The sequence below is a fragment of the Streptomyces sp. NBC_01622 genome, assembly GCF_045209635.1.
Taxonomy (GTDB): domain Bacteria; phylum Actinomycetota; class Actinomycetes; order Streptomycetales; family Streptomycetaceae; genus Streptomyces.
The window spans coordinates 594,411-607,857 of the sequence record NZ_CP109293.1 but is presented as its reverse complement, the minus strand read 5'-3'; the positions used below and the strand labels follow the sequence as shown (position 1 = coordinate 607,857).

At 70.5% G+C, this 13,447-nt stretch carries 13 protein-coding genes; 6 read left to right on the top strand and 7 right to left on the bottom strand.

What is annotated here, in order from left to right; genetic code table 11:
- Positions 1 to 10: 10 nt before the first annotated feature.
- Positions 11 to 1,222 (bottom strand): glycoside hydrolase family 64 protein, encoded by a 1,212-nt coding sequence (locus tag OH768_RS02720; protein WP_406449605.1) that lies wholly within the window; start codon positions 1,220 to 1,222, stop codon positions 11 to 13.
- A gap of 360 nt (positions 1,223 to 1,582) precedes the next feature.
- On the opposite strand from OH768_RS02720, the gene OH768_RS02715 reads away from it, so the two are divergent.
- The 3 genes from OH768_RS02715 (at position 1,583) to OH768_RS02705 (ending at position 5,615) form a co-directional block, all read left to right on the top strand.
- A complete protein-coding gene (locus tag OH768_RS02715) occupies positions 1,583 to 4,003 on the top strand; it encodes a GH92 family glycosyl hydrolase (protein ID WP_406449603.1) in 2,421 nt (806 codons plus the stop codon).
- Between the two features lie 74 nt (positions 4,004 to 4,077).
- Entirely contained in the window at positions 4,078 to 4,386 is a 309-nt protein-coding gene (locus OH768_RS02710; RefSeq protein WP_406449601.1) for a hypothetical protein, read from the top strand.
- A gap of 170 nt (positions 4,387 to 4,556) precedes the next feature.
- Positions 4,557 to 5,615, top strand: a complete 1,059-nt coding sequence (locus tag OH768_RS02705; protein ID WP_406449599.1) for a helix-turn-helix domain-containing protein — start codon at positions 4,557 to 4,559, stop codon at positions 5,613 to 5,615.
- 65 nt (positions 5,616 to 5,680) lie between these two features.
- On the opposite strand, the gene OH768_RS02700 is transcribed toward OH768_RS02705, so the two are convergent.
- The 4 genes from OH768_RS02700 to OH768_RS02685 are packed head-to-tail and all read right to left on the bottom strand — an operon-like array spanning position 5,681 to position 8,661.
- On the bottom strand, positions 5,681 to 6,430 hold the full coding sequence (locus tag OH768_RS02700) for a D-Ala-D-Ala carboxypeptidase family metallohydrolase (protein ID WP_406449597.1): 750 nt from the start codon (positions 6,428 to 6,430) through the stop codon (positions 5,681 to 5,683).
- Between the two features lie 19 nt (positions 6,431 to 6,449).
- Positions 6,450 to 6,869, bottom strand: a complete 420-nt coding sequence (locus tag OH768_RS02695) for a hypothetical protein (protein ID WP_406449595.1) — start codon at positions 6,867 to 6,869, stop codon at positions 6,450 to 6,452.
- 26 nt (positions 6,870 to 6,895) lie between these two features.
- On the bottom strand, positions 6,896 to 7,276 hold the full coding sequence (locus tag OH768_RS02690; protein ID WP_406449593.1) for a hypothetical protein: 381 nt from the start codon (positions 7,274 to 7,276) through the stop codon (positions 6,896 to 6,898).
- A gap of 38 nt (positions 7,277 to 7,314) precedes the next feature.
- A complete protein-coding gene (locus tag OH768_RS02685) occupies positions 7,315 to 8,661 on the bottom strand; it encodes a GH25 family lysozyme (RefSeq protein ID WP_406449591.1) in 1,347 nt (448 codons plus the stop codon).
- 357 nt (positions 8,662 to 9,018) lie between these two features.
- Between OH768_RS02685 and OH768_RS02680 the strand changes: the two genes are divergently transcribed.
- Complete coding sequence (locus OH768_RS02680; RefSeq protein WP_406449589.1) at positions 9,019 to 9,909, top strand: GNAT family N-acetyltransferase; 891 nt, start codon at positions 9,019 to 9,021, stop codon at positions 9,907 to 9,909.
- A gap of 134 nt (positions 9,910 to 10,043) precedes the next feature.
- On the top strand, positions 10,044 to 10,400 hold the full coding sequence (locus OH768_RS02675; protein WP_406449587.1) for a hypothetical protein: 357 nt from the start codon (positions 10,044 to 10,046) through the stop codon (positions 10,398 to 10,400).
- Here OH768_RS02675 and OH768_RS02670 read toward each other — a convergent pair whose 3' ends face one another.
- Both OH768_RS02670 and OH768_RS02665 read right to left on the bottom strand, forming a co-directional pair.
- Entirely contained in the window at positions 10,401 to 11,288 is an 888-nt protein-coding gene (locus OH768_RS02670) for a Gfo/Idh/MocA family protein (RefSeq protein ID WP_406449585.1), read from the bottom strand.
- Between the two features lie 137 nt (positions 11,289 to 11,425).
- Positions 11,426 to 12,088, bottom strand: a complete 663-nt coding sequence (locus OH768_RS02665) for a hypothetical protein (RefSeq protein WP_406449583.1) — start codon at positions 12,086 to 12,088, stop codon at positions 11,426 to 11,428.
- A gap of 414 nt (positions 12,089 to 12,502) precedes the next feature.
- Here OH768_RS02665 and OH768_RS02660 point away from each other — a divergent pair, with 414 nt between their 5' ends.
- Positions 12,503 to 13,360 carry an aldo/keto reductase gene (locus OH768_RS02660; RefSeq protein ID WP_406449581.1) on the top strand — a complete coding sequence of 286 codons (858 nt, stop codon included), beginning with the start codon at positions 12,503 to 12,505 and terminating at the stop codon, positions 13,358 to 13,360.
- Positions 13,361 to 13,447 lie beyond the last annotated feature (87 nt).

Below are 13,447 nucleotides of genomic sequence, written 5' to 3'. Positions count from 1 at the left end.
CTCTCCGGCTTCAGAACGGCGTGAGCGTGAGCCGTATCCCCGTCGGTGCCGTGTCCTGGACGTACGACGCGAAGTCCGCCACGTCGTCGAAGGCGAAGCCGTAGGCCCGGCCGTCGGCGGTGGCCGCGTGCACCGCCTTCGCGTAGTGGTTCGTGAGGTCGGTGCGGTAGAACGCCGAGGCGGCGGTGGTCGGTTGGGCGGGGTCCGACAGGAGCGTGGAGCGGTTGAAGCCCGCGCCGAGGACGGCCGCGACCGGGCCGGTGGTGCCGTCGTTCGGGGCGGCCAGGTTGCCGTCGCAGAACAGCACGTCCCTGGTCGACGGCTTCGCGAAGGAGACCGAGGCGGGTCCGGTGAAGGCGAACCGGTCGGCGCGCACCCGCCCGGTGAAGGCGCCGGCGTTGGTGGTGACGGTGAGGTCCTTGCCGGTGTAGGTGCTCCACACCTCGTCGATGTACGGCGCGAAGTAGTCCGCCGCGAACAGGCCCGCGTCCAGCCCGTGCCCCGGCGCGATGACCCGCGTGTCGTCCACGACCAGCGGGGCGAACGCGTCGACCTGCCGCACCGCGGCGAACACCGACGCCCGCCCGCCGTCGCGCAGCGTGCCCGTCGTCTGGTCCTGCGCGCCGGTCAGCCGGATGCTCAACGGCACACTGAACATGTCGACCATCGTCGTGTTGCAGAACATCCCCGACGCGTTGTGCGTGAACTCGGCGCAGTCGTGCAGGACTTCGTAGTTGGGGTCGGAGGTGACCCAGCCGGCCGGGTACTGGAGCGCCGGGTTGCCGTTGCCGTCCGCCACGGCCTTGAACCTGAGTTTCGCGCCGAGGGAGACGTAGATGCGGCCCGACAGGTACGGGAGTGAAATCGTCGTCTCCGCGCCGGAGCCGAGACTGATCGCGTAGTCCGTGAAGCCGTCGGCACCGTTGTCCGAGAGCGCTATCGGCGCGAGTGTCCCGTCGGGGGTGACCCGTACTTGTGTGCCGTCGACATTGCCGACGATGTAGACGTGCACGTTCGCGTTGTCGAACGAACCGCTGTTGTTGACCAGCGTCAACGGGAGTCCGCCCGCCTGATCGGCGTTCGTCTCCATGGACTTGGTGTCCGCGAGGGCGTTCGGTGCCAGGGCGGCGAGTGCGGGAGCGGCCACCGCGGCGCCACCGAGCGCGAAGAGCAGCTTGCGGCGGCCGAGCGTGCGCTGATGGCGGGGGATCGGGGGAGTCATGTGGGGGGCCTCCGAGCGAGTCGGGCTGTGCGGAGCGGACGGTGCCGACGCTTTGAGAGCGCTCTCACAGCGTGCGTCGGCACCGCCGCCGGGCCCGATGTTACGCACGACCGCTGCCTCGGCCAACGGGTCGGGGAGAAGTCGTCACCGCGCTGACCTGCGACAACGCGAGGAGATGGGTCGCTTAATCCCTGCTTAAGGACCACTTAAGCGCATGGCGAAGCGTTCACCCGCACTTCATCACCCGTTACCGGGTGCCTCTTCCCTCCCATCGCGCGGCCTCCTAGCCTCGCGACGCCCCCTGTCTCTTCGGCCGGTTTCTTCGGCCCCATGTCCCTTCCCCGAAAGGCGACTTGACGCATGCATCACCAACTACTGGGCACGGCAAGGCGGTTCGGCGTCGGAGTCGCGGCCGCGGCGGTCACGACCGCGCTCGCCGCAGCCGCCCCGTTCCCCGCCCTCGCCGCGGCGACCGGTACCTCCGGCGAGTTGTCCTCCCTCGTCGACCCGCTGATCGGTTCCTCCAACGGCGGCAACACCTACCCCGGCGCCACCCTCCCTGGCGGCATGATCGCCTGGTCCCCGACCAGCACCACCGGCGACCAGACCAGCACGGGCGCCGCCAACGGCTACGAGTACGGCGCCACCCGCATCCGCGGCCTGAGCCTCACCCACGTCAACGGCGCCGGCTGCAACCCGGGCGCGGCTGGCGACGTACCGATCATGCCGTTCGTGGGTGACGTCACCTCGTCACCGTCGGCGGACACCAAGGACGCCGTCTACGCGTCGAACTTCTCGCACGCCGACGAGAAGGCCGCCCCCGGCCGCTACACCCTCGGCCTCGCCTCCGGTGCCACCGCCGACCTGGCCGTCAGCAAGCGCGCCGGAGTCGCCGACTTCACCTTCCCCGCCGACCGCCCGGCGAGCCTGCTCTTCCGCGTCTCCAACTCCCTCAACGGCAGCGCGGACGCCCACGTCGACATCGACACCGCCCACCGCAAGGTGACCGGCTGGGTCCTCACCGGCGCGTTCTGCGGGCGCCGCGCCAACGGCGGTGTCAACAACCGCAAGAGCTACTACCGGCTCTACTTCAGCGCCTCTTTCGACCGCGCCTTCTCCTCGGTCGGCACCTGGCACGACAGCACGGTCTCACCCGGCTCGACGACCGCCTCCGGAGGCGAGGGATACGCCACCGGCGCCGACCGAGCGGGCCGTGGTTCCGGCGGCTGGGTCGGCTTCGACACGGCGGCTGACAACGATGTCCACATGCGGCTCGGCATCTCGTACGTCAGCCTCTCCGGAGCCGAGACCAACCTCCGCCAGGAAATCGCCCCGCACGCGCGCGTGGCCGACGTCGCCAAGACGGGCGCCCGCGCGTGGGACCGCGAGTTGAGCACCGTACGCGTCGACGGCAGCACCCCCGGCCGCCGCCAGACCTTCTACACGGCCCTCTATCACGCCCTCATGCAGCCCAACCTGATCAGCGACACCGACGGCCGCTACTGGGGCATGGACCAGGCCGTCCACCGGCTGGCGCGCGGTCAGCGGGCGCAGTACAGCAACTTCTCCGGCTGGGACCAGTACCGCGCCCAGATCCAGCTGCTCGCTCTCCTGGAGCCCACCGTCGCGGGCGACTTCGCCCAGTCGCTCTACAACTTCGCCCAGCAGAACGGCGGCGTCTGGGACCGCTGGGTGCACATCAGCGGCGCCACCCACGTCATGACCGGTGACCCGTCCGCCGCGACCCTGGCCACCTTCTACGCCATGGGCGTACGCAACTTCGACTACCAGGGCGCCTTCGACTCCCTCGTCCACCAGGCCACCGTGCCCAACCCCGACGAACTCTCGGACGCCGGCTGCCCTGGCCAGTGCGTGGGCCAACGCCCCAACCTGGCCCAGTACATGACCTCCCACTACGCCGCCCAGGACGTGTGCCACTGCTGGGGCGGCGCCGCCGAGACCCTGGAGGACGCGGTCGCCGACTCCGCCCTCGCGCAGTGGGCGAAACTGCTGGGGCGGGCGGAGGAGGCGAAGGACTTCGAAGCGCGAGGCGCCTACTGGCGCAACGTCTTCAACCTCGCCACGGGCTACATCCAGGCCCGCAACCTCGACGGCTCCTGGGTGACCCCGTTCAACCCGGCGAGCGACCTCGGCTTCGCACAGGGCTCGGCCGCCGCCTACGTGTGGATGGTCCCGCAGGACGTGCAGGGCCTCGCCGGGGCGATGGGCGGACGCGAGACGGCCGCCACCCGGCTCGACGCCTTCTTCCACACGGCCGACGGGGCATGGTCGGTCCGGGGCGGCGACGCGCTGCGCTACGACCCGACGAACGAACCCGACATCCACGCGCCGTGGTTGTACAACTCCCTCGGCCAGCCCTGGAAGACCCAGGCGACGGTCCGCCAGATCCTCGACACCGCGTACGGCACCGGACCCAAAGGCCTGCCCGGCAACGACGACCTAGGCACCATGTCCGCCTGGTACGTCCTCTCCGCCCTCGGCCTCTATCCGCGCACCCCGGGCAGCGCCGACCTGCTGCTCGGCGCACCGCTCTTCCCGAAGGCGGTCCTGGACCGGCCGGGCCGCACGGACATCGTCATCACCGCGCCCGACGCCGACGACACCCACGCGTACGTCGACGCCGTACGCCTCGACGGCCGTGACCTCACCCGCTCATGGACCGGCCCTGCCCTGACCCTGAAGGGCGGCAGTCTCGACTTCCGGCTGGCCACCGAGCAGAACACCACCTGGGCGACCGATCCGGAGGGCCTCCCGAACTGACCCGCACCGGCCGGCGGACTCGTCGTCCGCCGGCCGCAGGAGGCTCGCCCGGACGATCGGAGGAGGCCGGGGGCATGCAGGGCGCCGCGCACGCCCTCGACGTGGTCGCTACCTGGATGCCGGTGCTGACGGTGGTCGCCCTGGCGAAGACCGCCCTGGGTGCTGCCGGGGCTGCCCTGGTCGTCGCCCGCCACTACTACCTGGACCATCTGCCCCCGCAGGGGGAGTCGGAGGCAGCCGCGGCAGCCGTCTTCGACCATCTCCTGCACTTCCTGCGGGTCACACTGCGCACCGTGATCGTGCTGGGTGCGGTCGTCGCCCTCGGTGCGTGTGGACGGCGGACAACCGGCGTCGGCTCACGATCGGCTCCGGCCGCTCATTGACACACCGTCAAATACCGTCGCGGGAAAGAAGGTTGACGCCGTGTCGCGGCGACGAAAGGGCGCCCGCACTCCTACTCGCGGTGTAGCTTCTACCCGTCAGTAGAGGCTTGAGCAATGGGGGACGTGTGGCTGCCTCTCCGCATACCGAAAAGTTCGCCGCCCATCTTCGGATGCTGAAGGACCGCAGTGGCCGGGGTTACGACCGCCTCGGCAAGGAGGCGGGCGTCAGTGGGTCCAGTCTGCATCGGTACTGCTCCGGCCTCGGCGTCCCGACGGACTACCGGGTGGTGCACGCCTTCGCCAAGGTGTGCGGCGCCAGCCCGGAGGAGCTCCGCGAACTCCACCGGCTGTGGGCGCTGGCGGACACCGACCGGGACGCACCGGCCGCGACCGCCAAGGAGAACCCGGAACCGGAGTCGGAACGGGAACCGGACGAATCCCCCGGGCCCGCGCAGGCGAGCCCCGGGGGAGAGGACCCCGGACCGGACGACGTCACCCCACCCGAGATCACCCTGCCGGAGATCACCCCGTACGGGACCGGGAAGCCGCGACGCTCCCGGGTGCCCGAGAAGCTGTCCTCCCGTTTCGCGATAATCGCCGCCGTGATCGCGGTGGTGCTGCTGGCAGGCTTCATGTGGCTGCCCGGGAGCTCCACCGACGACTCGTCCACGGCCGACGGTGAGTTGCTGTTCTCCCCTGCGTGCAAGACGGTGAGCATGGGGCAGCACGACGACTGCGTGCGCGAGGTACAGACCCTGCTGGCGCGGGCCAAGGGCAAGCTCGCCGTCGACGGGGACTTCGGGCCGGAGACCCTGCGCAGAGTGACCGCGTTCCAGGTGCTGGCGGGTCTGCCCGCCACGAACGTGGTCGACGACGCCACCAAGAAGGCGCTCTACGCCCAGAAGGTGAGCATGACGACCTGGCCCCCGGCGAAGGTGGCGAAGCTGATCCGCGAGGTGTTCGTCGAGGATCCCGACACCGCCGTGGCCGTCGCCCGCTGTGCGTCGTTCCTCGACCCGCTGTACGTACTGCCCAACACCAACGGCAGCCGCAACTGGGGCGTGTTCCAGATCTCCGACCGCCGTCTGCAGGAGCTGGGCGGCACACCATTGCGGGCGTTCGACCCGGAGTGGAACATCAAGGCGGCCCACCGGCTGTGGAGCGCCGAGCACGACTTCCACGACTGGCCCTCCTGCGAGGCGGCCTTGAAGAGCACACCGAAGAGCTGAAGCCCGCCCGGAGTTCCGGGCACCGCCGCCGCGGCACCCGGAACTCCGCTCCCCCGAGAGCGGCGTCAGACCGTGCCGTCCTCCCACCACCAGTCACGGCCGAGGTCGGCCCTGCTGTCGACGTGCTGGTGGTCGACGGTGTACGTCTCCAGCCCGGAGAACCCGCAGGTCTCCGCCTTCTGGTAGACGGTCTTCGTGGCCACCCCCGACACGTCGAGGTCGGCCGCCGTGCCGTACAGGTGCATGCTGTCGCTGGCCCCGCCGATGTCGGCGTTGTGCGCGATGCTGCGGAAGCCGGAGTTGACCGTGATCGGCTTGTCGCCCAGCTTCTTGCGCAGCGCCTCCAGCTTGTACATGCAGCGGCGGACGTTCTCCTTCACCTGCGACGCGCTCAGCTTGCCGCCGTTGAAGGTGCCGTCCGTCTGGTTGTAGAACTCGCTCCAGTTGAAGTGGAGCGTGGAGCCGTCCGACTGCTCCAGCGCGTTGAGCTTCGCCTGGGTATTGGGGCCGACACTGGCGTCGGCGGTGAGACCGTACGCCGTCTGGAACCGCTTCACGGCCGCCGCCGTACCGGGGCCGAAGTCCCCGTCGATGCCGACCCGGCTGTGGCTGGCGCTGTCCGCCGCCCAGCCCGCTATCCGGATCTGCAGTTCGGTCACGTCGGCGCCGGTGGCGCCCTGTTCCAGGGTGCGCGACCAGGAATAGGCCTGCGCGGTGCCCGAGAACAGCAGCTGGCCGAAGGCGACGCCGGCACCGGCGGCCAGCGTGCCGCGCAGCATGGTGCGGCGGTCGATGGGACGGAAGGAGGAGGTCATGGTCGTCCTTTCAAGGAGGTCAGTAGGCGATCTGGAACGTCACGTTCTGCGCGTCGGTGTCGTAGGGGCCCACGCGCAGGACGAAGTGGGTGCCGTCCTTGACGTCGGTGGCGACGGTCGCCCATTCGGTACCGTGGAGGGAGTAGGTGTCGTCGTTGTTGCACTTGCTCGTGTGGTCGACGAACACCACGCAGGCGTACAGGAACACCCCCGCCGGGGTGTCCGTGACGAGCCTCATGTTGATGTCGTTGCACCGCGAGGACGTCGTATAGGTGCCGTAGGACACGGGCGACGTGGAGTAGTGGTACGTCAGGGTCTTGGCGCCGCCGTAGCAGCTGGTGGCGGTGGCCGAGGACTGCGCGGAGGCGGGTGCGACGCCCACGCCCAGCAGCGCGGCCGCGGTGCACAGAGCCGAGGCGAACGCCCTGTTTCTGGTCATGGTGGTCTCCGTTCGGGTGTGGGGGGTCAGAAGGCGATCTGGATGGTGGCGGAACTGCCCTCCAGATCCACCCCATTGGGCACGGTGAACTTGGTCCCGTCCAGGACGTCGGTCGCGACGGTCGTCCAGGCCCAGCCGACCCTGGTCCAGCGGTTGCAGACGCCGGTCTTCGCGAACTTCACGCAGGCGACGACGTACTCCGCGTCGCCGCCGACGACGCGCATGTTGATGTCGTTGCAGCGGCTCGTGGTCCAGTACGGGCCGAAGTCGAGCACGTCCCCGTAGTGCACCGTGACTGCTCCGCCGTAACAGCTCGTGGCGGCGGCAGTGGCGGTGGCGGCCGAGGCGGGCGCCGGGACGGTGAAGCCCAGGGTGACGAGGGACGCGTGGGCGAACCGGGCGGTCATGGCGATTCTCCTCGGTACGACGAGAGGGGCGGCCGGGATCACCGGTTGGCCAGCCGGTCCAGATCGGCCTGGGTGCCGTTGAACACGTCCCCGGTCGCCGGTGCCTGGATGCCAGGGAAGAGCGCGGCATCGGTGTACTGCCACATCGCCCAGGTCGTCGAACCGGCCGGCAGCGGCGGCTGGGTGATCGACGTGCGGTAGTCCGCGAGTTGGAGCGGATACCGGGCGAAGGCGGTGGTCGAACCCAGACAGTCGTCCAGGAAGGACTTCTGGGTGTAGATGACCGGCGTGCGGCCGAAGGCGGCCTCCACCTGGTCGAGCCAGGCCTTGGCGTCGGCCACCGTGCCGTAGGTGGGACAGCGTCCGCTGCCGTCGTCCATGCGTTCCAGGTCGAACACCGGCGGCAGGTCGCCCGCACGCTGCCCGGTGTAGCCGGTCGCCCGCACGGCGGCGATGAACAGGTCGGCCTGCGCGGCACCCGTGTCGGGCGCCGTGCCCGTGTAGAAGTGGTACGGCGCGACGGCCAGCCCCGCCGTCCTGGCCGCCTCCAGGTCGGTGGCGAGGTATTCGTCGGTGACGTTCAGCCCCCGGGTGGCCTTGACCGTCGCGAACTCGACACCCGAGGCCTTCACGGCCTTCCAGTCGATCGGCGCGCCGCCGGGGTGCTGGTACTTGGCCGTGTCCAGGCCGTCGACCGGGTAGCCGGCGGGGCGCGGTGGCGTGCAGTACGTGTTACGGCTGGACCAATCCACCAGCTTCGCCCAGGTGTTGGGGCCCACGACGCCGTCCGCACTGAGGTTGGCGCAGTGCTGGAGCTCGATGACACGGGACTGGGTCCCGCCCCCGAAGTCGCCGTCGATCGCCAGCGGTTGATAGTGGAAGGGCTCCATGGCCAGGTTCAGCCGGCACTGCAGTTCCTTGACCTCCGTGCCCTTCGCGCCCTGTTGCAGCGTCGGGCGCGTGTCGGTGTGGCCGCATACGGTCGTCTGCGCGGTGGCCGATGTGCCCTGGGTCGCGCAGGTGTGGGGTTGAGCGGCCCAGATGTTCAGCGCCGTCCAGGTCTGCGGGCCCAGCACGCCGTCCACGCCCAGACCGGCGCACCGCTGGAACTCCTTCAACCGCGTCGCCGTCGCCGGCCCGAACGAGCCGTCCGCCGCGATCGGCGTGTACTTGCTGGGCTTCGTCGCCAGGTTGAGCTCGCACTGCGCCTCGACCGCCGCGTCCCCCGTCGATCCCTGCTGCAGCGTGGGCTGTGTGCTGGTGTGCCCGCAGACCGCGACCGCGGTGACCGCGGACTCCGCCGCCTGCACCGCCGTAGGCCCGTACAGGGGCAGGACCGCTGCCACGGCGAGGGTCAGACCCCGCAGAAGCGTCCTTCGTCCCATGTGATGTTTCCCCTCTGATGAGTTGCCGGGAGCCCCGGCAGGCTCATGCTGGCAGCGGCTGCCGCGTTGGCCGGATCCCTTTGCCCGCGTTGGGACGCCGGGACAGTCACACGCCTGTGACCTGCGGGAACGGATCGCTGCTGGGATGAACACGGGATACGGGCAGGGGGCAGGCCCGAATGCGGTGGACGGCTGGGAGACCAACCCCCTAGAGTCTGCGTGCACGCCCTGAGACCAGCGGAAGGAGGCGAGCGCCATGCGTTTCACATCACCCCAGCGCTCCCTCCCCGTAGGCCCGGTGTGCCTCGACTGACCTGACCGGGAGCGCTCCACGCAGCAATCCTCCCGGAGGAATCGATGACCGATCTGGTCATTCGCGCGCTCGACGAGAACGACGCGCACCTTTTCGACGCACTTCCCGACCCGCTCGGCGCCCGAGCCGCGCACCGGCTGACGATCTGGCGGCCCGACTGGCAGCGGGTGGCCCTGCGCGACGGCACGGTCGTCGCGCGCGCCGCCTGGTGGGGTGGCCCGGACGACAGCGAACCCCTCGCCGTCGACTGCTTCGACCTGATCGAGGGAGAGGAGGAGGCGGGGGCCGAACTCCTGCGCAGCGTGCCCTGGCGAGTCGACGTGGACCTGAACATTCCCGCCGGCTGGCGTGACAGCCCCGAGACCCGCGCCGCCGCCGAAGCCCGCTTCACCGCCCTGCGCTCGGCCGGATACGAGCTCCTCGTCGAGCGGTTCATCTACCGCTGGACCCCGGAGTGCGGCCTGCCCGAGCGCCCCGGACGCCTCGACTTCGCCCCCGAACCCGACGACGCCGTGTTCTTCGACGCACTGCGCCGCATCCACTCCGTCACCCTCGACGCCCACGCCCGACGGGCCATCAGCCAAGGGGGAGTCGAAATGGCCGCACAGGAGGAGATCGACTTCTTCCGCTGGTGCCCGTCCCCGCGCGAGTGGTGGCAGGTCGCCCGCACTCCCGAGGGCGACCTCGTGGGCATCCACATCCCGGCCCGCAACCCGTCGGGCCCCTGCATCGGCTTCATCGGAGTCGTACCGGAACAGCGCGGCCGCGGCTACGCCCGCGACCTGCTGGCCGAGTGCACCCACTACCTCGCCGAGCACGGCGCCGAGTTCATCGCCGCCGCCACGGACCAGGGCAACTTCCCGATGGCCGCGCACTTCGCCGAGGTCGGCTATCCGGTGATCCGGGAGCGCGCCAACTTCCAGTTCGTCGAGTAACCGCACCGGTCGGTAGACCTGCGGGACAGTCGGCCCGGTCCGTGATCCGTGCCGGGCCGACTGTCAGTGCCGGGTGCCATGCTGGCGGCAGGTCGATCCACGGCACATGGCTCTACGGCGGGATGGAGGCGGGCATGGGGTTCGTCGGCGAGGTCTGGCAGGTGCACAGGGATGAGGAATCGGTCGGGGAGATCCTGATCGGCGACGCCGATTTCCCTTGGCTGTCGGGCAAGTTCACCGCGGGTCCGGCTTTCGCCGCCGTACGGGAGCTGTTCGCGCGGGAACTCGCCCTGGCGCAGGCGGACGACGAGTGGACGCGATGGGAGGAGGCCTACGACGAGATCCGGCGGCAGGTCACGCTCACCTCGCCGGACGGGCCCGTGCCCGAGTTCCTCCTGCACATCGAGGGAGAGAGGGCCTGGTTCCGATGGAGTGACGAGCCGTTCGACGACGACGAGGACGGGGACGAGGAGGCGCCCGGCGGCGAGTGATCAGTCGGCTTCGCCGGCCACCATCGCCTCGGCCCGCGCCAGGATCTCGGTGACCCGCTGCCCGAAAGCGGCGTCGCACGGGTGCGGACGGCCCGTGCGGACGGCCTCGCCCAGCGCGTCGGCGGCCCGGACCAGGGCGGACACCGCGCTGCCCGAGCTGTCCGGAAGGCTGGTCACCCCGGCCGCGCCCCGGAGTTCGACCGCGACCCCCGCCGCCGCGGGCGGTGCGGTGAGGCTCAGGGTGAGCGTGCTCGACGCACCGTCCACATGGTCGAGGACCAGCACGGCCGTGTCTCCGGGACCCCGCACGGCCGCCGCCACCCGGCGGACGTCACCGAGCACCGGGAGCAGCACGGACAGGGCGTGCGGGCCGACGTCCCACAGCGCGCCCTTCTCCTGCCGCCAGGGCGAGGCGGCGAACGGGCTGTCGCTGGTGAACACCGAGCCCAGCCACTGGGCCCGAGCGGTGAACCAGCCCTCGGCGGCGGCCTGTTCGGTGATCCATGCCTCGGTCTCCGGCAGGAAGCGGGTGGTGAAGAACACGACCGACGCGACCCCGGCCTCCCGCACCGCGTCGACCACGGCCCGCCCCTGTTCCACCGTCGGGGCGAGGGGCTTGTCCAGCAGCAGATGCCGGCCCGCCCGCGCGGCCCGTACCGCCAACTCGGCCTGCACGGACGGCGGAAGGGCCACGGCGACGGCGTCCACGTCCGCGAGGAGGGCGTCGACGTCGTCGTAGGCCGGGACGCCGTACTCGTCGGCCAGTTCCTTGGCCGCGTCCGGGCGGCGGCCCCACACGCCCGCGAAGTCCCACTCCGCGTGCCCGGCGAGGGCGGGGGCGTGTGCCATCTGTGCCCAAGGGCCGGTGCCGAGCAGTCCGATGCGCATGGCGGTGCCTCTCCACGGGGCGGATGCACGGTGTGCATCCGCGCGGCGAACCTGGTGACCACCGGATGCGATCCGAGTGGCCGGTCGCCGGTGAGCGTGCCATACGAACGGGGCTGGTGCGCAAGCCCCGTCGGCGCCTACTCCCAGCCGACAACCTTGAAATTCTTGTCGACGAAGACGTGGTGCGGCCAGTTGACGCTGATGTTGTGGACCTCGTACTCGCCGTCGCCCAGTTCGACGACACGGTCGTTGATGCCGCCGGGGACGACGGCCTGAGCCGCCTTGATCGCCTTGTAGGCGTTCGTGCCGTTGATGATCGTGCCTTCGCCCTCGGTGTAGTCCGGGATCCGGCCGACCGACTTGTCCGGTGACGGTGTCCCCTGCTGGAAGGCGATCACTCCCGCCGCTGCGGCGGCTGCCGTTCCGCCGTCGCCACCGCGCTGGACGACGACCCGGGTCGCGGCGACGGTCGCGCTGTCGACCGTTCCGAGGACGAGGACGCTCGCACCCTTCTTCACGGCCTTGGCGGGGGCTCCGGTGGTCTTCGTGGCGGAGGATTCGGTCACGGTCACCTTCACGCCCGTCGCCGTCGTCATGGTGAAGCCCGACGGTGACGTGGTGTCGACGATGCCGGTCGCACCGCCGTCGGACGGGTCGGCCTGGGGGCCGTCGCCCTCCGGACCGGTCGGCGTCGGAGCCGGCGAGGCCGTCGCCGCGGGTGCGGGAGACGACGAATCCGCGACGGCGGACGTACTGCCGAACCCGGCTCCTGCCACCGCGCACGCCAGCCCGGCGGCCATGACCCACGCGCCTCTCCGGGACAGCATCCGCCGTGGGACGGACCGAGGGGCTCGTCCGGTCGTGGCTGTGGGGGTGGGCTGGGTGGGCTCGGGCGAAGAGTCATGTGTCAGGTCGTGGTCGTCCATGGTGGGGTTCCCTTCGCTGGGGCAACTACTCCGAGCCTGGGCGCCCTACATATGGAGACGCTCATGCGCGCCTTAAGAAGTCCTAACAAACGCGTCGCCTGTTGCGGCCGCTCGGTGATTGAGCAGTCCCGCTGCTGGATGCGTTCGATTTCTTCTATTGGACCTGCGGACCCGGGCCGGAGAGGCTGGAGGACGCGCCCTGCCCGCCGCGACCCGACCGGTCGTCCGGCGGAATGGGACGGCACGGTTCTGCGCGACAGCCGGAAGACCGGAAGAGGAGCACGAGCAATGGACACCCGCCGTATCGGTGACGTCGAGGTCAGTGCGATCGGCCTGGGCGGTATGCCCATGTCGATCGAGGGACGGCCGGACGAGGCACGCTCCCTCGCCACCATCCAGGCCGCCCTCGACGCGGGCGTGACGCTGATCGACACCGCGGACGCCTACCACCTGCACGCCGACGAGGTCGGACACAACGAGACCCTGATCGCCAAGGCCCTCGCCTCGCACGACCGCGGCGCGGACGTCCTGGTCGCCACCAAGGGCGGCCATCTGCGCCCCGGGGACGGCAGTTGGACCCTGAACGGCAGCCCCGAATACCTCAAGGAGGCCTGCGAGGCGTCCCTGCGCCGACTGGGCGTGGAGGCCATCGCGCTCTACCAGTTCCACCGCCCCGACCCGAGGGTCCCGTACGCGGACTCCGTCGGCGCGATCCGGGACCTGCTCGACGCGGGCAAGATCCGCCTCGCCGGGATCTCCAACGCAAACCCGGAACAGATCCGGCTCGCGAACGAGATCCTCGGAGGGCGGCTGGTCTCCGTGCAGAACCAGTTCTCCCCGGCCTTCCGCTCCAGCGAACCGGAGCTGGAGCTGTGCGACGAACTCGGCATCGCGTTCCTGCCCTGGAGCCCCCTCGGCGGCATCAGCCGCGCCGGTGAACTCGGCTCCGCCTACGCGCCGTTCGCCCGGATCGCCGAGAAGCACGGGGTCAGCCCGCAGCGGGTGTGCCTGGCCTGGATGCTCGCCAAGTCGCCGGTCGTCGTACCGATCCCGGGCGCCAGCCGCCCCGAGACGATCCGCGACTCGGCCGCCGCGCCCGAACTGACGCTCTCCGCCGAGGAGTTCGCGGAGCTGGACGCAGCGTGAGAAGGCGGTGACGCTGGAGGTGTAGTTGTGGCGGGCAAGGGAAGAGAGCGCTTGCCCGCCAACCGGTCACAGGGGGAGGACCACCAC